The organism is Nonomuraea sp. NPDC049624 (assembly GCF_040675255.1).
GTDB lineage: Bacteria > Actinomycetota > Actinomycetes > Streptosporangiales > Streptosporangiaceae > Nonomuraea.
Genome location: NZ_JBFAOR010000006.1, coordinates 448,981 through 470,055, shown reverse-complemented (window position 1 = coordinate 470,055; position 21,075 = coordinate 448,981). Strand labels below are relative to the sequence as shown.

At 73.2% G+C, this 21,075-nt stretch carries 17 protein-coding genes; 7 read left to right on the top strand and 10 right to left on the bottom strand.

What is annotated here, in order from left to right; translation table 11 throughout:
- Positions 1-43: 43 nt before the first annotated feature.
- Both AB0J76_RS26885 and AB0J76_RS26880 read right to left on the bottom strand, forming a co-directional pair.
- Positions 44-733 carry an alpha/beta hydrolase gene (locus AB0J76_RS26885; RefSeq protein ID WP_352327859.1) on the bottom strand — a complete coding sequence of 230 codons (690 nt, stop codon included), beginning with the start codon at positions 731-733 and terminating at the stop codon, positions 44-46.
- A gap of 13 nt (positions 734-746) precedes the next feature.
- Positions 747-2,192 carry a PLP-dependent aminotransferase family protein gene (locus AB0J76_RS26880; protein WP_352327860.1) on the bottom strand — a complete coding sequence of 482 codons (1,446 nt, stop codon included), beginning with the start codon at positions 2,190-2,192 and terminating at the stop codon, positions 747-749.
- Between the two features lie 60 nt (positions 2,193-2,252).
- Between AB0J76_RS26880 and AB0J76_RS26875 the strand changes: the two genes are divergently transcribed.
- Positions 2,253-3,425: an aminotransferase class I/II-fold pyridoxal phosphate-dependent enzyme gene (locus tag AB0J76_RS26875; RefSeq protein WP_352327861.1), complete on the top strand. Its 1,173-nt coding sequence runs from the start codon at positions 2,253-2,255 to the stop codon at positions 3,423-3,425.
- A gap of 47 nt (positions 3,426-3,472) precedes the next feature.
- Positions 3,473-4,408 (top strand): serine/threonine dehydratase, encoded by a 936-nt coding sequence (locus tag AB0J76_RS26870; protein WP_352327862.1) that lies wholly within the window; start codon positions 3,473-3,475, stop codon positions 4,406-4,408.
- A 70-nt stretch (positions 4,409-4,478) separates the two neighbouring features.
- Here the strand turns inward: AB0J76_RS26870 and panB are convergent, their stop codons facing one another.
- The gene (gene panB, locus AB0J76_RS26865; RefSeq protein WP_352327863.1) at positions 4,479-5,318 is read right to left on the bottom strand and encodes a 3-methyl-2-oxobutanoate hydroxymethyltransferase; all 840 of its coding nucleotides are present in this window, start codon (positions 5,316-5,318) and stop codon (positions 4,479-4,481) included.
- A 134-nt stretch (positions 5,319-5,452) separates the two neighbouring features.
- Here panB and AB0J76_RS26860 point away from each other — a divergent pair, with 134 nt between their 5' ends.
- The 3 genes from AB0J76_RS26860 to AB0J76_RS26850 all read left to right on the top strand — a co-directional run bounded on the left by AB0J76_RS26860 (position 5,453) and on the right by AB0J76_RS26850 (position 9,109).
- On the top strand, positions 5,453-6,694 hold the full coding sequence (locus AB0J76_RS26860) for an MFS transporter (protein WP_352327864.1): 1,242 nt from the start codon (positions 5,453-5,455) through the stop codon (positions 6,692-6,694).
- 248 nt (positions 6,695-6,942) lie between these two features.
- Positions 6,943-8,484 carry an MFS transporter gene (locus AB0J76_RS26855; RefSeq protein WP_352327865.1) on the top strand — a complete coding sequence of 514 codons (1,542 nt, stop codon included), beginning with the start codon at positions 6,943-6,945 and terminating at the stop codon, positions 8,482-8,484.
- A 7-nt stretch (positions 8,485-8,491) separates the two neighbouring features.
- On the top strand, positions 8,492-9,109 hold the full coding sequence (locus tag AB0J76_RS26850) for a TetR/AcrR family transcriptional regulator (protein ID WP_352327866.1): 618 nt from the start codon (positions 8,492-8,494) through the stop codon (positions 9,107-9,109).
- 72 nt (positions 9,110-9,181) lie between these two features.
- Here the strand turns inward: AB0J76_RS26850 and AB0J76_RS26845 are convergent, their stop codons facing one another.
- The 5 genes from AB0J76_RS26845 to AB0J76_RS26825 form a co-directional block, all read right to left on the bottom strand.
- A complete protein-coding gene (locus AB0J76_RS26845; RefSeq protein ID WP_352327867.1) occupies positions 9,182-10,294 on the bottom strand; it encodes a DNA alkylation repair protein in 1,113 nt (370 codons plus the stop codon).
- Positions 10,295-10,394: 100 nt separating this feature from the next.
- The gene (locus AB0J76_RS26840; protein ID WP_364390746.1) at positions 10,395-12,167 is read right to left on the bottom strand and encodes an NAD+ synthase; all 1,773 of its coding nucleotides are present in this window, start codon (positions 12,165-12,167) and stop codon (positions 10,395-10,397) included.
- A gap of 32 nt (positions 12,168-12,199) precedes the next feature.
- Positions 12,200-13,696: a BTAD domain-containing putative transcriptional regulator gene (locus AB0J76_RS26835; protein ID WP_364390744.1), complete on the bottom strand. Its 1,497-nt coding sequence runs from the start codon at positions 13,694-13,696 to the stop codon at positions 12,200-12,202.
- A 49-nt stretch (positions 13,697-13,745) separates the two neighbouring features.
- Positions 13,746-15,626 carry a sensor histidine kinase gene (locus AB0J76_RS26830; RefSeq protein WP_352328052.1) on the bottom strand — a complete coding sequence of 627 codons (1,881 nt, stop codon included), beginning with the start codon at positions 15,624-15,626 and terminating at the stop codon, positions 13,746-13,748.
- A gap of 117 nt (positions 15,627-15,743) precedes the next feature.
- A complete protein-coding gene (locus tag AB0J76_RS26825; RefSeq protein WP_352328051.1) occupies positions 15,744-16,937 on the bottom strand; it encodes an MFS transporter in 1,194 nt (397 codons plus the stop codon).
- A gap of 58 nt (positions 16,938-16,995) precedes the next feature.
- Here AB0J76_RS26825 and AB0J76_RS26820 point away from each other — a divergent pair, with 58 nt between their 5' ends.
- Complete coding sequence (locus AB0J76_RS26820; protein WP_352328050.1) at positions 16,996-17,973, top strand: DUF5937 family protein; 978 nt, start codon at positions 16,996-16,998, stop codon at positions 17,971-17,973.
- A gap of 29 nt (positions 17,974-18,002) precedes the next feature.
- On the opposite strand, the gene AB0J76_RS26815 is transcribed toward AB0J76_RS26820, so the two are convergent.
- The gene (locus tag AB0J76_RS26815) at positions 18,003-18,983 is read right to left on the bottom strand and encodes a terpene synthase family protein (protein ID WP_352328049.1); all 981 of its coding nucleotides are present in this window, start codon (positions 18,981-18,983) and stop codon (positions 18,003-18,005) included.
- 8 nt (positions 18,984-18,991) lie between these two features.
- The gene (locus AB0J76_RS26810; protein WP_352328048.1) at positions 18,992-19,537 is read right to left on the bottom strand and encodes an EF-hand domain-containing protein; all 546 of its coding nucleotides are present in this window, start codon (positions 19,535-19,537) and stop codon (positions 18,992-18,994) included.
- Between the two features lie 153 nt (positions 19,538-19,690).
- Here AB0J76_RS26810 and glnA point away from each other — a divergent pair, with 153 nt between their 5' ends.
- Positions 19,691-21,052, top strand: coding sequence for a type I glutamate--ammonia ligase (gene glnA / locus AB0J76_RS26805; RefSeq protein ID WP_352328047.1), 1,362 nt, complete (start codon positions 19,691-19,693; stop codon positions 21,050-21,052).
- Positions 21,053-21,075: the final 23 nt, after the last annotated feature.

Sequence of the window (21,075 nt, the reverse complement as noted above, 5' to 3'; positions counted from 1 at the left end):
TCCGACTATGGCCGGACGGGTCAGGGGGCCGACAGTGAAGAATTCACGACTTCCTGGACAGCTTCAGCAGCGCGTCCGTGACCCCCTCGGGGTCGATCACCTGGTGCAGGTGGAGGCCGGGCAGCCGGGTCACCGGCCAGCCGCGCCCGGCCGCGTCGCGGGCCACCTCCTCGTACGGCGGCCCGAACCACAGGCACGAGCACCTGACCGCGTCCCAGCCCGCGGGCACCGGGACGGGCTGCGTGTAGTAGTCGAGGGGCAGCCGCGGCTGCTCGCCGGTGACCAGCAGCCGCTGGGCGGGGTCGGGGAGCATGGCCACGATGTCCTCCTCGTCCCACCAGTCGGTCCAGCGCGGCAGCACGCCGTCGGGGCCCGCCAGGCCGCGCAGGAACGGCAGGAAGCCCTCCTCGGCCGTCCTGACCAGCCCCTGGGACGGCGGCACGTGCGCGTCGGCGAACACGCACGCCACCACCCGGTCGCCCAGCCCCTCCTTGATCACCGGCACGAAGAACCCGGCGTTGCTGTGCGCCACCAGCACGAGCGGCCCGTCGGAGTGCACGGCCGCGCGCACCGCCGCGACCACGCGCGGCCAGTACGGCGCCCCGCCGGCGGACACGCCGGTCAGGTCGGGGACGACGGCCGCCCGGCCGCGCCGCGCCAGCGACTCGGCCACCGGAGCCCACGTCGAGGGCCCGACGGAAGGGCTGTGCACCAGCACGAAGGTCGTTTCCATGGCCCCCACCCTGTCAGACGACGAGGGCGTGCCGGGAGACGGGTTTCCCGGCGCCGTCGTAGGCCGCCCAGGCCGCCGCGAGGTCGCACACCGCCCGCGACAGCTCCTCCTCGGGGAACAGGAAGTGCAGGCGCAGGTGGCCGGCGTGGCCGCCCAGCGGGTCGAAGGAGCCGCCCGGCGGCACCGCGACGCCGTGCCGGAGCGCCACCTGGGCGAAGGAGCCGGCGTCGCCGCGCGGCAGGCGCACCCAGACGGTCTGGCCGCCCTGGGCCGGCTCGAACGTCCAGGACGGCAGGCGCGCCCGCAGCTCGGCGCACAGGTGGTCGTGCCGCCGGCGCAGGGCGCGTACGCGGGACTCGCGCACCTCGCTGAGGCGGCGCAGCAGCGCGACGGCGGCGAGCTGGCTGAAGACCTCGCCGCCGAGATCGTGCACGGCCCGCAGCCTGGCCAGCCGCGAGACCAGCGGGGCGGCCGCGCGGATCCAGCCCACCCGCAGCCCGCCCCACACCAGCTTGCTCAGCGAGCCGACGGTGACCACCCGCTCGCCCCCGCCGAAGGCCGCCACCGGCGCCGGCGTCCCGCCGGAGAAGCACAGTTCGGCGCAGACCTCGTCGTCGACCAGCGGCACGTCGTGCGCGGCGGCCAGGGCGGCCAGCCGCCTGCGGCCCGGGTCGTCCATGACCGCGCCGTCGGGGTTGCGCGCGGTGGGCACGCTGTAGACCAGCGCCGGCCGCTCGCGCATCGCGCGCAGCGTCTGGTCGCCGCCCGCGTCGCCCAGGTCGACGGGCTTGACGACGGCCGCCGCGTGCCGGAACACCTCCAGCGCCCCCGGGTACGTCGGCGCCTCGGTCAGCACGGTGTCGCCCGGCGCCACCAGCAGGCCGGCCAGCAGCGTGAGCGCCTGCTGCGCGCCCGTCGTCACCATGATCTGGTCGGCCGTGGTGGGCAGGCCGCGCGCGGCGTAGTAGCCCGCCAGCGCCTCCCGGAGCGCGGGGTCGCCCGCCGGGTGGTAGCCCAGATCGCGCCGGCCGGCCACCCGCGCCCCCGCCTCCTGGTACGCCTCGAACAGCGCCGGCGGCGGGTCGTCCGGCGCCGCGCAGGTCAGCAGCCGCACGCCGTCGGAGTCGTGCAGGAGGTTCAGCATCAGCGGGTTGGCCGCCACGCCGTCGGCGGTCCTGGTGGCCGGCGGGTCGCCCGGCGCGACGCGGGTGCCGCTGCCCTGGCGGCGCGTCACCCGGCCCTCCTGCTGGAGCAGCTCGTAGGCGGCGACCACCGTGCCGCGGCCGACCGCGAGCCGGTCGGCCAGCACCCGGTCGGGCGGCAGCCGTTCGCCGGGCGGCAGCACGCCGTCGTCGATCAGCGCCCGCAGCCGGGCGGCGAGCAGCAGGTAGAGCGGCCCGCGCCCGGAGGCCCACCGGCCCAGCAGATGGACGAGGTCATCGGGATTGGCCCTGTTCATGGACCAATTCTCCGGTATTGGCTCTGCACTCGCGCACCAATCCAGGGGATATTCGATGACATGAGTGATTTTCGCCCTGAGACGCGTGCCGTCCATCTGCCGCAGCCCCCGGTCGAGGGCAGCCGGCCGATCGGCATGCCCATCTACCAGAGCGCCGGGTTCGCCTTCGACGACCCCGAGCTGATGGGCGTGGCGATGACCCGCCCCGACGACGCCTTCGTCTACGGCCGCGACACCAACCCCACCGTGCGCGCCCTGGAGCTGGCGGTGTCCGGCCTGGAGGGCGGCGCCGCCGCGCTGGCCGCCGCCTCCGGCATGGGCGCGATCAACACCGTGCTGCTCGCCCTGCTCAAGCCGGGCGACCACCTGATCGCCCAGCGCTCCCTGTACGGCGGCACCGCCACCATGCTCAACGACCTGGCCGGCCGGTTCGGCATCGCCGTCACCCACGTCCCCGAGAACGACCCCGCCGCGCTGCGCGCCGCCGTCCGGCCCGAGACGCGGCTGGTCTACCTGGAGACCATCAGCAACCCGATGGGGCTGGTCGCCGACCTGCCCGCGATGTGCGCCACGGCCCGCGAGCTGGGCGTCCTGTCGGTGGTGGACAACACCTTCGCCACGCCGGTGCTCTGCCGTCCCCTTGAGCACGGCGCCGACGTCGTCGTGCACTCCGCCACCAAGTACCTGTCCGGGCACGGTGACGTGATCGGCGGCATCGCCGTCTTCGCCGACCCCGACCTGTACGGAAAGGTCTGGCACTTCGCCACCGAACTGGGGGCCGCGGCCGCGCCCTTCACGGCCTGGCTGACGCTGCGCGGGATCCAGACGCTGCCGCTGCGCATGGAACGCCACTGCGCCAACGCCGACCTCCTGGCCCGCCGGATCGCCGAGCACCCCGCCGTGACGGCCGTCCACTGGCCGGGGCTGCCCGCGCATCCGTCGTACGAACTGGCCGCCAAGCTGCTGCCGGCCTTCGGCGGCGTGTTCTCCTTCGAGCTGGCCGGCGGGCGGGCGGCGGGGGAGGCGTTCATGCGGTCCGTACGGCTGGCGCGCATCGCCCCCTCGCTCGGCGGCGTCGAGACCCGCGTCATGCAGCCCGCCACCACCTCACACCGTTTCCTCGGCCCCGAGGACCTGGCCAGGCACGGCGTGAGCGAGGGCATGGTGCGCGTGGCCGTGGGCGTCGAGCATCCCGAGGACCTGTGGGCGGACCTGGCCCAGGCGCTCGGATAACGTCGGCTCATACCCGCCCATTGCGGGCGCACGACCGAAGGAGAGCCGTGACCACCGTCACTCACCAGGACGTCCTCGACGCGGCCGGCCGGATCGAAGGGCACGTGCTGCGCACGCCCGTCCTGGAGATCTCGCCGGGCCTGTCACTGAAACTGGAGCTGCTGCAGCACTCGGGCTCCTTCAAGGTGCGGGGGGCGTTCAACCGCATCCTGTCGGCCGGCTCGCTGCCCGCCGCCGGGGTCATCGCGGCCAGCGGCGGCAACCACGGGCTGGCCGTTGCCTACGCCGCCAGGGCGCTGGGCGTGCGGGCCGAGATCTTCGTGCCGGAGGTGACGAACCCGGTCAAGGTGGCCGGGCTCAAGGCGCTCGGCGCGCACACCACCCAGATCGGGGCGATCTACTCCGAGGCCGCGGAGGCCGCCGCCAAGCGCGCCGCCGAGACCGGCGCGCTGGCCGTGCACGCCTACGACCAGGCCGAGGTGCTGGCCGGGCAGGGCACGACCGGGCTGGAGATCATGCAGCAGACCGGGGGCGTGGACACGGTGGTGGTGGCCGTGGGCGGCGGCGGGCTCGCCGGGGGGATCACCCTGGGCGCCCGCGCCGGGGGAGCCGCGCCGCGGATCGTGGCGGTGGAGCCGTACGCCATCCCCACGCTGCACGAGGCGCTGCGCGCGGGCCGTCCGGTGCCGGTGCCGGTGGGCGGCGTGGCGGCCGACGCGCTCGGCGCCACGCAGCTCGGCGGGCTGGCTTTCGAGGTGCTGTCGGGGGCCGGCGTGGACAGCGTCCTGGTGGACGACGACGCGATCGTCGCGGCCCGGCGGACGTTGTGGGAGCGGCACCGGCTGGTGGCCGAGCCCGCGGGCGCGGCGGCGTACGCGGCGCTGCTGTCGGGGGCCTACCGGCCCGCGGCGGGGGAGCGGGTGGCCGTCGTGGTGTGCGGCTCCAACACCGACCCCGCCACGCTCTACGGCGCGGCGGGGTGAGCGCGTCCCAGATGCGCGGGGCGCGGGACGGCACCCGGGGCTTCTTCGCGGTGCGGGACGGCGCGCGCGGTCAGCTGTAGGTGTGCTCGGGGGCCGGGAAGGCCCCCGAGGTCACCTCGTCGGCGAAGGCCCGCACCGCGCGGTCCATCTCCGAGGCCAGGTCGAAGTAGCGCTTGACGAACTTGGCCGGGCGCGGCGTCAGCCCCATCAGGTCCTGCCACACCAGGACCTGCGCGTCCGTGGACGGCCCCGCCCCGATGCCGACCGTCGGGACCGACAACGACGTGGTCACCCGGTGCGCCAGGTCGGCCGGCACGCACTCCAGCACCACCGCGAACGCCCCGGCCCGCTCCAGGTCCTTGGCGTCGGCCATCAGCTCGTCGCCCGACTGCCCGCGCCCCTGCACCCGGTAGCCGCCGAGCGCGTTGACCGACTGCGGCGTGAGCCCGAGGTGGGCCATGACCGGCACGCCCGCCGACACCAGCGCCTCGACCTGCGGCAGCACCCGCCGGCCGCCCTCCAGCTTGACCGCGTGCGCGCCCGCCTCCTTCATGAACCTGGCCGCCGACTCCAGCGCCTGCTGCGGCGACCCCTGGTACGACCCGAACGGCAGGTCGGCCACGACGAGCGCCCGCGACGACCCCCGCACCACGGCCGCGGTGAGCGGGACGAGGTGGTCGAGGGTGACCGGGAGGGTGGAGTCGAAGCCGTAGACGACCATGGCCGCGGAGTCGCCGACCAGCAGCACGGGCACGCCCGCCTGGTCGAACACCCGGGCCGTCATCGCGTCGTAGGCGGTGACCATGGGCCACCGCTCTCCGCGCTCCTTGGCCGCCGCGAGGTCGCGGACGGTGATCCGGCGCCCTGACGCGCCGCCGTACAGCGTGGTGGAAGACGTGGTGGAAGACATGGAACTCCCTCCAGAAACGTCTCGAGGCGTCCCAGTGACGTCCCCGGACTCCTTCGATGATGTCATGCGGGAAATCCGGTGGCGAAACTGTCGGTGCCTCTTGACACAATCGACGCGGAGGTAAACGACACACCATGGCTCTCGACCAATACCGCAGGCTCTTCCGGCTGCCCGGCGTCCGCACTCTGCTCCTGGTGGGGATGCTCGCGCGCGTCCCGGCCACCGCCATGGGAATGGCGCTCACCCTCCATGTGGTCTTCGGGCTGCGCCTGGGCTACGTCGAGGCCGGCGTGGTGACGATGGCCAGCACGGTCGGCATGGCCGTCGGCTCGCCGTTGTCGGGCCGGATGGTCGACCGCCACGGGGTGCGTCCCGTGCTCGTCGTCACCACCCTGGCCCAGGCGGTGTTCTGGTCGTGCGCGTGGGCGCTGCCGCTGCCCGCCCTCGCCGTCATGGCGGCCCTGGCGGGCCTGCTCAACCTGCCGGTGTTCAGCGTGACCAGGCAGTCGCTGGCCGCGCTGGTGCCGCCGGAGCAGCGGCGCACCGGGTTCACGCTCGACTCGATGCTGGTCGAGCTGTCGTACATGACCGGTCCCGCGCTCGCCGCGGCCGGCATCACCACGCTGGGCAGCACGACGACGCTGGTCCTCATCGGCGTCGGCATCACGGCCGCGGGCCTCGGCCTGATCGTGTTCAACCCGCCCACCCGGTCGGCCGTCGAGCTGGAGGAGCCGGTGGTGAAGGTGCCGCGGCGGCAGTGGCTCACGCCGGGCTTCGTCGCGCTGCTCGGTACCACGGCGGCGGCCACGTTCATCCTCACCGCGACCGAGCTCGGGCTGGTGGCCACCATCAACACCGCGGGCGAGACGCAGTGGGTCGGCCTCGCCGTGGCGATCTGGTGCCTCTACTCGCTGGTCGGGGGCTTCGTCTACGGCGGGCTGTCGCGCGGATTCTCGCCCCTGGTGCTCATCGCGGGCATGGGCCTGCTGACCATCCCCGTGGGCCTGGCCGGCGCCGACTGGCGGTGGCTGATCCTGGCGATGCTGCCCGCCGGTCTGCTGTGCGCCCCGGCGCTGTCCTCCACCGTCGACGTGCTCAGCCGCTGGGTGCCCGCCGCGGCCAGGGGCGAGGCGATGGGCCTGCACGGCACGGCCCTGCTCATCGGCGGGGCCGCGTCCTCGCCGATCGCCGGGGCGATCATCGACGGCAGCGGGCCGACGTGGGCGTTCGTGGTGGCGGGGCTGGTCGGGGTGGTCATGGTGGCGGTCGCGCTGCCGCTGTGGCGGCGGCGTCCGCCGGTCGCGGGCACACCGGTCGCGGGCACGCCGGTCGAGGCCGAGGAGCACGTCCAGCCTCCGGCGGCGGCCAAGAGCTGATCCGGGGGGTTCCAGCCTGCCGGCCGTCGGGCCGGCGGGTGTGTCAGCGGTGCCCGCAGGCTTCGTGACGGCCTGTGCGGGGGTGGTTGTGACGCCCTGCGCCGGGGTGAACGGGGTTTCCCCGTTGTTTCCCCGTGCGCACTCCGCCCGTCAGAGGAAAGTTACGAAACGGGACCGTTGCGTATCGGAATACCTTGCGATACGGTGTCGTTGCGAAACTTGGTCGTATCGAAATTAAGGACGTTCTCATGGATCAGAACGCGGGGCATCCACGCAGGTGGGGCATCCTGGGAGTGCTGGTGTTCAGCCTCCTGGCGGTCGTGCTGGACAACACGATTCTCAACGTGGCGATGAAGACCATCGCCGACCCCCATGCCGGCTTGGGCGCGACGCAGGGCCAGCTGGAGTGGGCGATCAACTCCTACACGCTGGTCTTCGCCGGGCTGCTGTTCACCTTCGGCGTGATCGGCGACCGCACGGGCCGCAAGCGCATGTTGTTCATCGGCATGGCGCTGTTCGGCCTGGCCTCGCTGGCCAGCGCCTACTCCCAGGACCCGATGCAGCTGATCCTCGCCAGGGCGGCGATGGGCATCGGCGGCGCGGCGATCATGCCGGCCACGCTGGCGATCATCTCCAACGTGTTCCCGCCCGGCGAGCGTGGCAAGGCGATCGGCGTCTGGGCCGGCGGCGTGGGGCTCGCGGTGGCGATCGGCCCGATCACCGGCGGCCTGCTCATCGAGCACTTCTGGTGGGGCTCGGTCTTCCTGATCAACGTGCCGATCGTGGTGATCAGCATGTTCCTCATCGCCGCCTTCGTGCCCGAGTCGCGTGACCCGAAGCCGTCCAAGCTCGACCCGGTGGGCGTGCTGCTGTCGATCATCGGTCTGGTCGCGCTGGTCTACGGCATCATCCGCGGCGGCGACCTGGGCACCCTGGCGAACGCCGAGGTGATCGTCCCGACGGTGGCCGGCCTGCTCGTGCTGGGCGTGTTCGTGTGGTGGGAGCGGCGCATCGACAACCCGGTGTTCGACGTGCGCAACTTCAGCAACGTACGGTTCAGCTCGGCCATCGGCATGATGGGCCTGGTCTTCTTCGCGATGATGGGCGGGATGTTCTTCCTGACCTTCTACCTGCAGATCGTGCTGGGCTTCAGCCCGATCCAGGCGGGGGCCCTGATGATCCCGTTCGCCGCCGCGCAGCTCATCTTCGCGCCGCTCAGCCAGCGGGTGAACCAGCTCTTCGGCGCCAAGCTGTCGGCCACGGTCAGCATGCTCGTGGTGACCGCGGCGCTGGGCAGCTACGCGCTGATGGACGTCGACACGCCCGTGGTGCTGATCGAGATCATCTTCTTCGTCCAGGGCGCGGCGATGGCGAACATCATGCCGCCCGCGACCACCGCCATCATGGAGGCGCTGCCCAGGGAGAAGGCCGGTGTGGGCTCGGCCATGAGCAACACCGTCCGCCAGGTCGCCGGCGCGCTCGGCGTGGCCGTGCTCGGCTCCGTCCTGTCCAGCAGCTACCGCGGCGAGATCGCCTCGGCGCTCCCCGCCGGCGCCCCGCACACCGCCGGTGAGTCGATCATGCAGACGCTGCAGTTCGCCGGAACGCTCGGCGAGCGCGGCCATGCGCTGATCAAGCCCGCCTTCACCGCCTTCGTCGACGGCATGCACGTCACGGCGATGGTGTCGGCCGTGATCGGCCTGGTGGGCGTCGCGGTGGTGGCCAAGTGGATGCCGGGCAAGGCGCGCCCGGTCCAGCAGGCGGAACAGAAGGAACCAGCGGTAGTGTGAGGCCGCGATGACGATCCAGGATTCAGGGACTGCCCGCCCGGCGGGCCGTCCGCGCAGCGAGAAGGCCGAGAAGGCGATCATCGACGCGACCCTCGACCTGATCGGTGAGGGCATGGGGGTGTCGGAGCTGTCGATCGAGGCCATCGCGTCGCGGGCGGGCGTCGGCAAGACCACGATCTACCGGCGCTGGTCCAACAAGGAGGACCTGGTCGTCGACGCCCTGTCCACGCTGAAGGCGCCGCTCCCGCCGCTGTCCGGCCTCTCCGTGCGCGACGACCTGATCGTCCTGCTGGACGCGATGCGCAGGGAGGCGGGCCAGGCCCGCACCCGGTGCGTGATGAACATCGCGATGAGCGAGGCCGATCGTTATCCCCGGCTGATGGAGCGCTTCGTGAAGCGGGCCGTCGAGCCGCGCAGGGAGGCGCTGCGCTCGGTGGTCGAGCGCGGCGTCGCCACCGGCGAGCTGCGGCCCGGCCTCGACGTCGACCTGGCGATGGCCCTGTTCTCCGGCACGATGATGTGGCAGTCGAAGTGGGGTCCGGCCGGCGACCTCCCGGCCGACCTGGCCGAACGGGTGGTCGACATGGTCCTGCTCGGGCTGGCCGGAGACCGCGCCGAGCCCTGAATCTCCCTCACCCCGCACGGAGGCGCGTCCCTCGGGACGGCCTCCGTTCGTCGTTCCGGGGTGGCCTGTGCCCTACTGTCGCGCCGTGCCCTGAGCCGTCTGAGCCGCCGGGCCGGGGGCGCCGGTCAGGGTGAAGGGCGCGGTGGCCGCCACGCGGCCGTTGACGATGACGTCGAGCTCGCGCGGGCCGGGCGGCTCGTTGCGGGTGGTGACCGGGCGGAAGGAATGGCTCTTGCGCAGCGTGAACTCCGCCCCCTCGGCGGTGGCCGACCGTTCGCCCAGGTGGAAGACGCGGCGCGAGCCCGCCCGGCGGACGGCGTACTTGACCACCAGCGGGCCTGGCGCGCCCGCCGTGACCGTGACGCTGAAGGTCAGGCTGTCGCCGACCGCGACCGTGTCGGACTCCAGGGTGAGCGCCCGCGCCGAGCCGCTGCCCGGCGTGGCGCCCAGCAGCACGAGCGCCTCGGGATGCCCCGACCGCAGCAGCCCGCGCACCGCGTGGCGGACGACCCGCTCGACGTGCGAGCCGCCACCCGCCCGCCAGCGGGCCAGCACGGCGAGCGCCGCGTCGGGGTGGTCCTTGGCCAGGTCGTTGACGTGGTTGGCGACCGAGCGGCGGACGTATTCGCTCGGGTCGTCGCGCAGCAGGTCGAGCAGGGGCAGGGTGGGGCCGGGCGCCATCAGCCAGCCGACCCGCGGAGCCCACGGCAGGCGCGGCCGGGAGCCTTCGGAGGCCAGGCGGCGCAGGTGCTCGTCGGGGGACTCGGCCCAGCCGTACATGATCTTGAGGGCGTCGTCGCGGTGGTGGTCGAGGTAGGGGCGCACGGCGAACTCGCCCGTCGAGTACGGCGTGAGCGCCGCCAGCGTGGCCATCGCCGCCTCCAGGTGGCCGAGCCCGTGGACGGCGGTGTGGTCGGTGAGCGGCCAGCCGCTCCACAGGTCGAGCTCCCCGCGCGCGGCGCAGGCCCGCACCAGCTCGGCGGCCCGCGGATAGGGCAGCGGCAGGGCGTCGTGGAGGGCCGTGGAGACGTGCCTGACGCGGCCCTTCAGCTCCAGCGGGCCGAGCCCGGCCAGGGCGCGTTCGGTGAACCGGGCGCGCGGGAACGACGGCCACACGGCGGCCATGCCGTCGGCCAGCACCGAGACGGACCGGGCGTTGATCAGGTCTTTGAGCGGTTGTGCCACGGCCCCACCCTGCCATCCACGACCGACAATCCGCCCGCCCCTCCGGAGCGGAGGGGCGGGCGGGCCTGCCGCTCTTCTTGCGGGTGGACGGGCGATGGGGTCAGGTCGTCGTCTCGCGCCACCGGTTGGTGATGGGCAGACGGCGGTCGCGCCCGAAGTTCTTCGGCGTGATCTTGGGCCCCGGCGGGTACTGGCGGCGCTTGTACTCCGCCAGGTCCACCAGCCTGATCACCCGCGTGACCAGCGCCGGGTCGTGCCCGGCCGCGATGAGCTCCTGCGAGCCCATGTCCTTCTCCACGTAGTCGTCCAGCAGCCGGTCCAGCACCTCGTACGGCGGCAGCGAGTCGGTGTCGCGCTGGTCGGGACGGAGCTCGGCGCTGGGCTCCTTGGTGATCGAGTTCTCCGGGATCGGCTGCTCGACGTCCATCAGGAAGCCCTCGCAGGTGTGCGCGTTGCGCCACTTGGACAGCTCCCACACCATCGTCTTCGGCACGTCCTTGATCGGGGCGAAGCCGCCGGCCGAGTCGCCGTAGAGGGTGGAGTAGCCGGTCGCCAGCTCGCTTTTGTTCCCGGTGGTCAGCACCAGGTGGCCGTGCTCGTTCGACAGGCCCATGAGGATCATGCCGCGCACCCTGGCCTGGAGGTTCTCCGCGGCCAGGCCGGACAGCTCGATCTCCTTCTCGAAGGCCGTGACGATCTCTGCGATCGGCGCGATCCTGGAGTTGATGCCCTGCCTGGCCACCAGGTCCTCGGCGTCGGCCAGCGAGTGGTCGGAGGAGTAGCGCGAGGGCATGAGCACGACGTGCACCCGCGACGGGCCGATCGCGTCGGAGGCGATGGCCGCCGTCAGGGCCGAGTCGATGCCGCCCGACAGGCCCAGGATGACCGACTGGAAGCCGTTCTTGGCCACGTAGTCGCGTACCGCGAGCACCAGGGCCGAGTACACCTCGGCGTGCAGGTCGAGCCGTTCGGCGACGGGGGCGGGCGCCGCCGGGTAGGGCGCCACGGGCTCCTGCGAGAGCACCCGGCGCTCCACGGTGATCGTGGTGCCGTCGAGGGCGTCGCAGGGGAACGTCCCGGGCTCGGCGTCGGAGACCGGCAGGTCGAGGTCCACGACCAGCAGCTCCTCGCGGAACTGGCCGGCCCGCGCGACCAGCTCGCCCGAGCCGTCGACGACGATCGAGTCGCCGTCGAAGACCAGCTCGTCCTGGCCGCCGACCTGGTTGACGTAGGCGAGCGCGCAGCCGGCCTCGCGCGCCCTGCGGGCGCACAGCTCCAGCCGTACGTCGTCCTTCTCCTTCTCGTACGGCGAGGCGTTCGGCACCACCAGCAGCCCGGCGCCCGCCTGGCCGACGACGGACACCGGCCCGCCCTCCTGCCAGAGGTCCTCGCAGACCGCGATCGCCACGTCCACGCCGTGCAACCGGAAGATCGGCAACCGGTCGCCGCGCACGAAGTAGCGGTACTCGTCGAACACGCCGTAGTTGGGCAGGTGGTGCTTGGCCGTGCGGGTGACGACCTCGCCCTTGTGCAGCAGCGCGGCCGCGTCCAGCGGCGCGCCCTTGGGCTGCCCCACGCGGGGGGCCAGGCCGGCGCGGTCGACGTAGCCGACGACCACGGGGAGGTCGCCCAGTCCCTCGCGGTCGAGCCTGCGCGCCACCTCCTCCAGGGTCCTGACGCTGGCGTCCACGAAGGACGTGCGCAGCACCAGGTCCTCGACGGGATAGCCGGTGAGGAACATCTCGGTGAAGACGACGAGGTGAGCGCCCCGCTCGGCGGCGTCACGGGTCCACGCGACCAGCCGCTCGGCGTTGGCGGCCAGGTCGCCGACGGTCGGATTCGTCTGTGCCAGGGCTATGCGCAGTTGTGCCACGTCATTAGCCTAGTACGACCCGATTTTTATCGTCAAAGCGACGAAAAGTGTCCCATGTCGCCAGGAGTGACCAATCCGGACTCGTAGGCCGCCATCACCAGCTGCGCCCGGTCGAACAGCCCCAGGTGGTCCAGCAGCGACTTCACCAGCGCCGCCACCTCCTCCTCGGGCAGTGCGAGCGTCTGGCCGATCTGCCGGTTCGTCAGCCCGCGCGCGACGAGTTTGAGCACGTCGAGCCGGGCGTCGGAGAGCCCGGCCAGCGCCGGCGGCGAGGCCGGGTCGGTGCGGCCGGCGAACGCCGAGATCAGCCGGGTGGTGACCGCCGGGTCGATGAGCGCGTCCCCGACGGCGGCCGCCCTGATGGCGGCCAGGAACTGCTCGGGGGCCGAGGTCTTCAGCACGAAGCCGCTCACGCCCGCGCGCAGCGCCGCGTACAGGTTCTCGTCGCTGCCGAACGTCGTCATCATGACGACCTTGGGCGGGCGTTCCCCGGCCAGGATCCGGCGGGCGGCGGCCAGGCCGTCCAGGTGCGGCATCTGGATGTCCAGCAGCACGACGTCCGGCCGGTGCGCGCGCACCCCCGCGATGGCCTCCTCACCGTTGGCGGCCTCGCCGGCCAGCACGACGCCGTCCTCGCTGTCGAGCATGGCGCGCAGCCCCGCCCGTACGAGCGCCTGGTCGTCGGCCACCAGCACGCGCAGCACCCGCTCGTCGGCGGCCGCGGCCGGCACGGGCGACGGCGCGGGAGACGGCACGGGAGACGGGGCGGACGGCACGGGCGGCGGCTCCTCCAGCCGCTGGGCCAGCATGTCGGCCTCCAGCCGGCGCAGCCCGGCCGACAGGTCGAGCCCCAGCTCGTCCCGCCACACCGCGCGGGCCCGGCGCAGCGCGGCCAGCGCGTCGCCCTGGCGGCCCATCCGGTACAGCGCGAGGGCCAGCAGCCGCCACGCCTCCTCGCGCAGCGGATGGGCCGAGGCGTGCGCCTCCAGGTCGGCCACCAGGGAGGTGGCCCGGCCGAGCGCGAGACCGGCGTCGGCGCGCCGCTCGACCGCGATCAGCCGCAGCTCCTCCAGCCGGCCCGCCTCGGTCGCCGCCCAGGTCAGCTCGGCGAACTCGGCCAGCGCCGGCCCGCGCCACAACCCGAGCGCGCTCTCCATGGCCGCCCACACCTGCGGCGGCGGCCCCTCGGTCTTCACCAGGCCCTCGAACCGCCACGAGTCCACCTGCTCGGGCGTGGCCCGCAGCGCGTAGCCGGGCGCGGCCGAGACCAGCACCTCGGCCTCCTCGCGCGGCGCGCGGCCGGGCTCCAGCGCGCGCCGCAACCGGGAGACGTAGCCCTGGATGGTGGACAGGGCCTGCGCGGGCGGATCGCCCGGCCACAGCTCGTCGATGAGGGTGTGCACGGGCACGGCCCGGCCGCCCGCCACGAGCAGACGGGCGAGCACCGCCCGCTGCCGCTGGCCGCCGAGGTCGAGGGGGACGCCGTCGCTCCAGGCGTGGAACGGTCCCAGTGCGGTGAATGTCAGCATGTCAGGGGTAAGCGTAGAGGGAGAACACGTCCGGGGATATGGCGAATTGTCACAGGGGAAGTTCGGCGTGGACAACCGTGCCACCTCCTGGTCCTGTTCGTACGGCGCAGGTGCCGCCGAGCTCGGCGGCCCGTTCGCGCATCGAGCCCAGCCCGACGCCGGGCCGCGCGTCCGGCGGCAGGCCGATCCCGTCGTCGCGGACCGTGACGCGCAGCCGGTCGTCGCGGCGCAGCGCCACCGTGATCCGCGAGGCACTGGCGTGCTTGCGGGCGTTGGTGAGCGCCTCCTGCACGATGCGGTAGGCCGCGACCTCGACCGCGGCGGGCAGGCCGGTCAGCTCGCCCGACGTCTCGATCGGCGTCCCGGCCAGCTCCTCGATCGCGCCGGCCAGGCCCAGCTCGTCCAGGGCGGGCGGGCGCAGGCCGTAGACGAGCTGGCGGATGTCGCCGGTCACGGCGTCCATGCCGGCGCGCAGCCCGGCCAGCAGCCGGTCGGCCTGCTCGGGGGCGCTGTGCATGGTCAGCCGGGCGGCGTTGATCGACATGGCCATGCCGGTCAGCGACTGGCCGAGCCCGTCGTGCAGGTCGCGGCGCAGCCGCCGCCGTTCCTCCTCCCGCGCGGTCAGGATGCGCTCGCGCGAGCGCTGCAACGCCGCCGTCAGCCGTACGGCGTGCGCGGCGTCGGCGATGTACGGCGTGATCGTGGCGATCACCCGCTCGTCGTGGGCCGCGGGGAACCTGCGCCGGTCCGTCGGCCCGATCAGCAGCAGCCCGACCGGCTCGCCGTGCCACACCAGCGGCACCGTCCTGGCCGCCGCGCCCACCACGCCGGACGTGGTGACCGCGCCGTCGGCCTCGACCGCCACGCCGGTCACCGACAGGCCATCGCGCAGCACGTCGAGCGTGGCCAGCAGGCCGTGCACCGGGTCGGTGTGCTGCAGCCGGTGCCGCAGCCGCCGGGCCAGCGTGCCGGGGACGCCGGTGCTGCCGTACAGCAGGCGGTCCACGCCGCGTTGCAGGCCGCGGCGCATCGGCTGGAAGAACGCCCCGGCGAACAGGGCCGCCGGGATCCCGGCGATCCGGTCCACCTCCGACAGGAACAGGCTGAGCGCCGCGCTGACCGCCACGTACACGAGGGTGATCACGATGGCCAGGCCGGTGCCCACCAGCGCCCTGCTGATCAGCGTGTCGATGCCGAACAGCCGGTAGCGCAGCACCGCCACGGCGATGGCCGCCGGGATCAGCGGGATGGCCAGCGAGGCCACCCACCAGACGTCCGCGCCGAGCATCCAGGGCACCAGCAGGCCCGGCAGGGCCACCAGCAGCCACAGGAGCTGCCGCCGCTCGACCGCGTCGCCGCGCCGGAAGCGCACGACCAGCGAGGCGAAGGCCAGCACCATGCTCGCCGAGAGCGTGCCGTGCCCGGCCTCGCGCAGCTCCGGCCGGCCGGTCAGCAACCCGGCCCAGTCCAGCGCCTGCCCGGCCACGGCCAGCGCGATCACCGCCCGCCAGCGCCGCGACAGCAGCCTGCCCACCGGGTACAGCAGGGGCAGCAGGACGCCGAGGGTCAGCTCGCAGACGTTCCAGGTCAGGTTGACGACCGGCCAGCGCGGCCCCGGCCGTCCGTCGAGCAGCTGGTAGAGGTTGGCCGACAGGATGTTGGCCGCCGCGCTCGCCCCGCCCAGGCACAGCAGCCAGCCGATGACCAGCCGCGGCCTGCTGTGCACGAGGATCGCGCCGAAGACCGGGAAGGCCGTGCCCGCCATGTCCTCCGGCGCGAACGGCAGCGGCGTGGACGGCGACGGCGGCAACTGGGCGGTCACCCAGATGTCGGCAAGCTCCAGCACGACGGCGAACGTGGCGATCCCGATCGCGACGCGGGGCGTGGCCAGCCTCGTCACCACCCGGCGCGCCCAGACTGCGTGGCGCATCCCACCATTTCCTTCCGTGATCGGCAGGAAATTATCGGGACGAAGCCAACATCCGATCAAAATTCTCTCAACGGCGGCGGATTCCGTTGAAACGCCGCCCAGAACCTCAGGCCGGCGTCAGCGCCGGCGGATCGCCGGGCCGAGGGCCAGCATGCCGGCCGCCGAGACCAGCGCGACGCCGCCCACGGCGAACCACAACGTCTTCGGCCCGGCCGCGAGCAGCGGGCCGCCCATCAGCGGCGCCAGCACCGAGGCCAGCGACCAGGCGAAGCCGAACAGCCCCGAGTACCGCCCCCGCAGGTGCTCGGGGGCCAGCGCGGCCACGATCGTCCCGGCGATGCCCGCGGTGATGATCTCGCCGACGGTCCACACCCCGATCGTGACGGCCAGCCAGAACGTCGTGGTGACGAAGGCCGTCAGCGCGAACCCGGCCCCCATGACCGCCAGCCCGAGCGCGAACGTGCGGGAGGGGTCCCTGCGCCCGAGCCAGCCGGACACCAGCGGCTGCACGACGACGATCAGCACCCCGTTCAGCGCCATGGCCAGGCCGAACTGCCCCGGCGTCAGCTTCACCACCGACGTCATCGCGACCGGCAGCATGGTCACGGTCTGCAGGTAGACCAGCGCGTTGCCGAGCACGACCAGCGTGAAGGCCACCATCAGCCGGTCGCGCAGCACGACGCCGAACCCCCCGGACGACTCGCGCGCCGGCGGCCGGGTCTCGGGCACCGCCCGCCACACCAGCGCGGCGAAGACCAGGCACGAGGCCGCGTCGATCCAGAACAACCAGGCGAACCCGACGCTGGCCAGCCACCCGCCGGCCGTCATGCCGACCGCGTAACCCAGGTTGATCGCCCAGAACAGCAGCCCGTACGCGCGGGCCCGCTCCGACGGCGACACCAGGTCGGCCACCAGGGCGCTGGACGCCGGCCGGTAGATGTCGATCACCAGCCCGAGCACGAACATGGAGGCGACGATCGCCGGCAGCGAGGTGCTGTAACCGAGCGCCAGCATGGTGGCGGCGGTGGCCAGCATGCCGCCCGCCAGCGTGACCCGGCGCCCGATCCGGTCGGTGAGCACGCCGGCGAGGATCTGCGACAGCAGCGAGCCCGCGCCGTAGACGCCCATGACCAGGCCCACGGCGGTCACCGACATGCCGCGGGAGTGAGTCAGGTACACGCCGGTGAACGGCATGACCAGGGTGCCCAGGCGGTTGACGAGGGTGCCGCTCCACAGGGCCCAGAAGGGCCGCGGCAGCCCGCCGATCTGGGAGCGGAGGAAGGAAGGCTTCTCAACAGCGGTGCTAGACACGGACCAAGGGTCAGGTCTGGGACGCCGAGGCGCCATCGATTTAGTGCACACTAAAACCATGGCCGTCACCTGGGACCTCAAGCCGGAGGACGTCGCGCGCATCCGGTTCGCGTTCTCGCCCATGTGGGAGCTGGTCGCGAGCCTGCGCACCCTCCAGGACCCCTCCAGGCAGTCGATCCACCTGCCCTGGATCAAGGCCGTGCGCCCCCGGCTGGCCGGGCTCGACCTCGACGAGCTGTTCGCGCTGGTGCCGCCGAGCGGCTACCTGGCCGACTTCATCACGCCGCCCCCGCGCACGCCGCTGCCCGACTTCGCCGCCGAGCTGGAGCAGGTCCGCAACACGCCGCCGGAACGCGCCCGCACCGAGGCCGCCACCATCGCGGGCACCATCGCGGGCACCGACCGGGCGCTGCTCGACCGGTTCATGGCCGACCCGGCGGCCGGCGTGGCGCGGGTGGCGGCGGCGCTGGAGACGTACTGGCGGGCCTGCTTCGAGGAGTTCTGGCCGCGCGTCTACGGGCTGCTCGAACGCGACGTGCTGCGCCGCTCCCGCCAGCTCGCCCAGGGCGGGGCCAGGGAGCTGTTCGCCGGGCTCGGCCCCGCCGTGGAGTGGACGGGGGAGCAACTGCTCATCGACCGGCCCTGGTGCCACGCGGGCGGCCTGCACGGCGACGGGCTGCTGCTGGTGCCGAGCGCGTTCTACTGGCCGTCGGTGGCCGTGATGTCGGCGCCGTACCAGTCGATGCTCGTCTATCCGGTGCTCGGCGTCGGCACGCTGTGGGAGCAGGGCCCGCCGCCCGCCCCCGGCGCGCTGGCCGCGCTCATCGGCCGCAGCCGGGCGCAGATCCTGCTCGCGCTGGCCGAGCCGAGCACCACCTCGGCGCTGGCCGCCCGGATGTCGCTCACCCCGGGCGCGGTCAGCCAGCACCTCGGGGTGCTCAGCGACGGCGGGCTGGCGGTGGGCCTGCGCCTCGGCAAGCAGGTCGTCTACCGCCGGACGGCGGCCGGCGACATGCTCGCCGGCGCCTCCGCCTGACCGGCCCCCTCCGGCCCCCTCCGGGCGGCTCAGGCGTACCGGGACGACTCCAGCAGCCAGTCCAGGTGGGCGCGCGGCGCGGCCAGGTAGGCGCAGGCGACCTTGCTGACGTCCCTGGCCGCCTTGGGCGGGAGGTCGTCGAGCGGCAGCCGCCTGGCCGCCCGGTTCATGTCCTGGCAGCGCCCGGCGATCCGGTCGAGCACCCAGGCCACGGCCTCGCGCTCGCCCAGCCCGAGCTGCCGGACCGCCAGCTCGACCAGGTTGTGCACGTCGCCGCGCTCCTTGGGCCGCGAGGCGACGTCGTTGCACCAGGCCGTGACGTCGCTGCAGGCGTCCACCAGCTCCCGCCACGGGTCGCACTGGACCACCCAGGCCGGCACCTCGACCCGCAGGCACGGCTCCACCAGGTCGTACAGGTAGGGGCCCACGGTGCCCCTGCGCAGGGCCGGGTACTCCTCCAGCGTCGGCATGCGCCCGGCGGCCCGGTTGTCGGCCTCGGTGCGGCACGCGTCGGCCTGGCGGCGCAGGTTGACCGCGAAGCGGGCCCGCCACTGGTCGCTCATGCGCGCGCTGGTCACCCGCCACAGGTCGGCGAAGGCCGCCTCCAGCGGGTGCCGGGCCGCGCCCTTGAGCATGCCGCCGAAGATGTCCAGCGGGCACGACCCCTCGTCCAGCTCGTCGTCGAGGTGGAACAGCCAGGTCAGCCACTGGGCGAACAGCGCCGCCGCGGCCGCGTCGAACTCGGCGAACGCGCGCCCGGCCATCCGGTGGAAGCCCACCCCGGCGTCGGCGCGCAGGCCCGTCCGCCTGGCCCAGTCGATGACCGCGGCCTCGATGGCGTACACGGCCGGGTGCATCCGGCAGGGCGCCGCCATCGCCGGCACCCGCTCGACGAGCGGCAGCAGCGCCAGCGCGGGCGAGCCGCCCTTGCGCGGCAGCGGCAACATCGGCTTCCAGTGCAGGACCGAGCGGAGCGCGGTGCGCACCGTGGCGAACACGGTGGTGCTCACGGCCGTGTTCACAGCGGACCGTAAAGCCAGTTGCCCGCGGCGTTCGGGTCTGAGCTGCGGTAGTAGTCCTCGGCCGCGTGGATCAGCTCCTCGACGGTGAGCGCGCCTCTGCCCTCCCGGTCGAGCCGGTCGAAGGCCTCGTCCACGTCGTCGTAGGCGGTGCCGAACGCGCTGAGCATCGTGCGGAACTCGCCCGGCCGGATCAGGCCGTCGCCGTCGCCGTCGCAGAGCTGGGCCACCGCCACCGTCGCCGGCCGGAACACCGGCTCGTACCGGTCGCCGGTGACGAACGCCGCCGTCATCCCGCCGCGGAAGTCCGTACGCGCGATGCCGGAGTCGCCGTCGCGGTCGAGCGCCTGCGACAACGTCGACCAGATGCCGTCGAAGCTGCCGACGAGCCGGTTGCCGGTGACCGAGGTGGGGGACTCCCCGAAACCCACCAGCAGGCGTGCGCCCAGCCCCAGCAGGTCCTCCCGCTCGACGACGCCGTTGCCGTTCGCGTCGATGTGGTCGAACGCCCGATCGAGCTTGTGATTGAGCAGGTCGATAGCCACCAATGCCTCCCCCGAGACTAACTGCGTGATCACAGTAGATCTGGGCGGCCCCTTTGTCAGTGAGGCTCGCACCGGCACCCCCCGTAACGTGTGCGAAACACGGGCACGGCATGCTGATGTCAAGACCCGCACCAGCTTCGACGAGGGGATGCCTTGGACCGCCAGCAGGAGTTCGTGCTCCGCACGCTAGAGGAACGCGACATCCGGTTCATCCGGCTCTGGTTCACCGACGTCCTCGGCTTCCTCAAGTCCGTCGCGATCGCGCCCGCCGAGCTGGAAGGCGCCTTCGCCGAGGGCATCGGCTTCGACGGCTCGGCGATCGAGGGCTTCGCCCGGGTCTACGAGTCCGACATGCTGGCCAAGCCCGACCCCTCGACGTTCCAGATCCTGCCCTGGCGCAGCGAGACGCCGGGCGCGGCGCGCATCTTCTGCGACATCCTGATGCCCGACGGCACCCCGTCGCACGCCGACCCGCGCTGGGTGCTCAAGCGCACGCTCGCCAAGTGCGCCGACATGGGCTTCACCTTCTACACCCACCCCGAGATCGAGTTCTTCCTGCTGAAGAACCGTCCCGAGGCCGGCCAGCGGCCCGAGCCGATCGACTCCGGCGGCTACTTCGACCACACGCCCCACAGCTCCGGCCACGACTTCCGGCGCCAGGCGATCATGATGCTGGAGTCGATGGGCATCTCCGTCGAGTTCAGCCACCACGAGGGCGCCCCCGGCCAGCAGGAGATCGACCTGCGCTACGCCGACGCGCTCACCACGGCCGACAACATCATGACGTTCCGGCTGATCATGAAGGAGGTCGCCCTGGAGCAGGGCATCTGGGCCTCGTTCATGCCCAAGCCGTTCACCGAGCACCCCGGCTCGGGCATGCACACGCACATGTCGCTGTTCGAGGGCGACCGCAACGCCTTCCACGAGGCGGGCACCGACTACCGGCTGTCGAAGATCGGCCGCTCGTTCATCGCGGGCCTGCTGCGGCACGCCGCCGAGATCACCGCCATCACCAACCAGTGGGTCAACTCCTACAAGCGGCTGTGGGGCGGCGCCGAGGCCATCGCGGGGCAGGGCGGCGAGGCGCCCTCCTACGTGTGCTGGGGGCACAACAACCGCTCGGCGCTGGTCCGGGTGCCCATGTACAAGCCGCACAAGGGCGGCTCGACCCGCGTCGAGTTCCGCTCCCTCGACTCGGCGTGCAACCCGTACCTGGCCTTCGCGCTGGTGCTGGCCGCCGGGCTCAAGGGCATCGAGGAGGGCTACGAGCTGCCGCCGGCCGCCGAGGACAACGTCTGGACCCTGACCAGCGCCGAGCGCCGGGCCCTGGGCATCCAGCCGCTGCCCGGCTCGCTCGACGAGGCCATCGCCGTCATGGAGCGCAGCGAGCTGGTGGCCGAGACGCTGGGCGAGCACGTCTTCGACTTCTTCCTGCGCAACAAGCGGGCCGAGTGGCGCGAGTACCGCCGTACGGTCACCGAGTTCGAGCTGGGCCGCTACCTGCCGGTGTTGTGAGGCCGGGCGGGACGCACCCGCCC

Excerpts from the sequence above, each read along its gene's own strand:
- AB0J76_RS26885 (WP_352327859.1), bottom strand. The coding sequence starts at position 733 with ATGGAAACGACCTTCGTGCTGGTGCACAGCCCTTCCGTCGGGCCCTCG.
- AB0J76_RS26880 (WP_352327860.1), bottom strand. The coding sequence starts at position 2,192 with ATGAACAGGGCCAATCCCGATGACCTCGTCCATCTGCTGGGCCGGTGG.
- AB0J76_RS26875 (WP_352327861.1), top strand. The coding sequence starts at position 2,253 with ATGAGTGATTTTCGCCCTGAGACGCGTGCCGTCCATCTGCCGCAGCCC.
- panB (WP_352327863.1), bottom strand. The coding sequence starts at position 5,318 with ATGTCTTCCACCACGTCTTCCACCACGCTGTACGGCGGCGCGTCAGGG.
- AB0J76_RS26860 (WP_352327864.1), top strand. The coding sequence starts at position 5,453 with ATGGCTCTCGACCAATACCGCAGGCTCTTCCGGCTGCCCGGCGTCCGC.
- AB0J76_RS26855 (WP_352327865.1), top strand. The coding sequence starts at position 6,943 with ATGGATCAGAACGCGGGGCATCCACGCAGGTGGGGCATCCTGGGAGTG.
- AB0J76_RS26850 (WP_352327866.1), top strand. The coding sequence starts at position 8,492 with ATGACGATCCAGGATTCAGGGACTGCCCGCCCGGCGGGCCGTCCGCGC.
- AB0J76_RS26835 (WP_364390744.1), bottom strand. The coding sequence starts at position 13,696 with ATGCTGACATTCACCGCACTGGGACCGTTCCACGCCTGGAGCGACGGC.
- AB0J76_RS26830 (WP_352328052.1), bottom strand. The coding sequence starts at position 15,626 with ATGCGCCACGCAGTCTGGGCGCGCCGGGTGGTGACGAGGCTGGCCACG.
- AB0J76_RS26820 (WP_352328050.1), top strand. The coding sequence starts at position 16,996 with ATGGCCGTCACCTGGGACCTCAAGCCGGAGGACGTCGCGCGCATCCGG.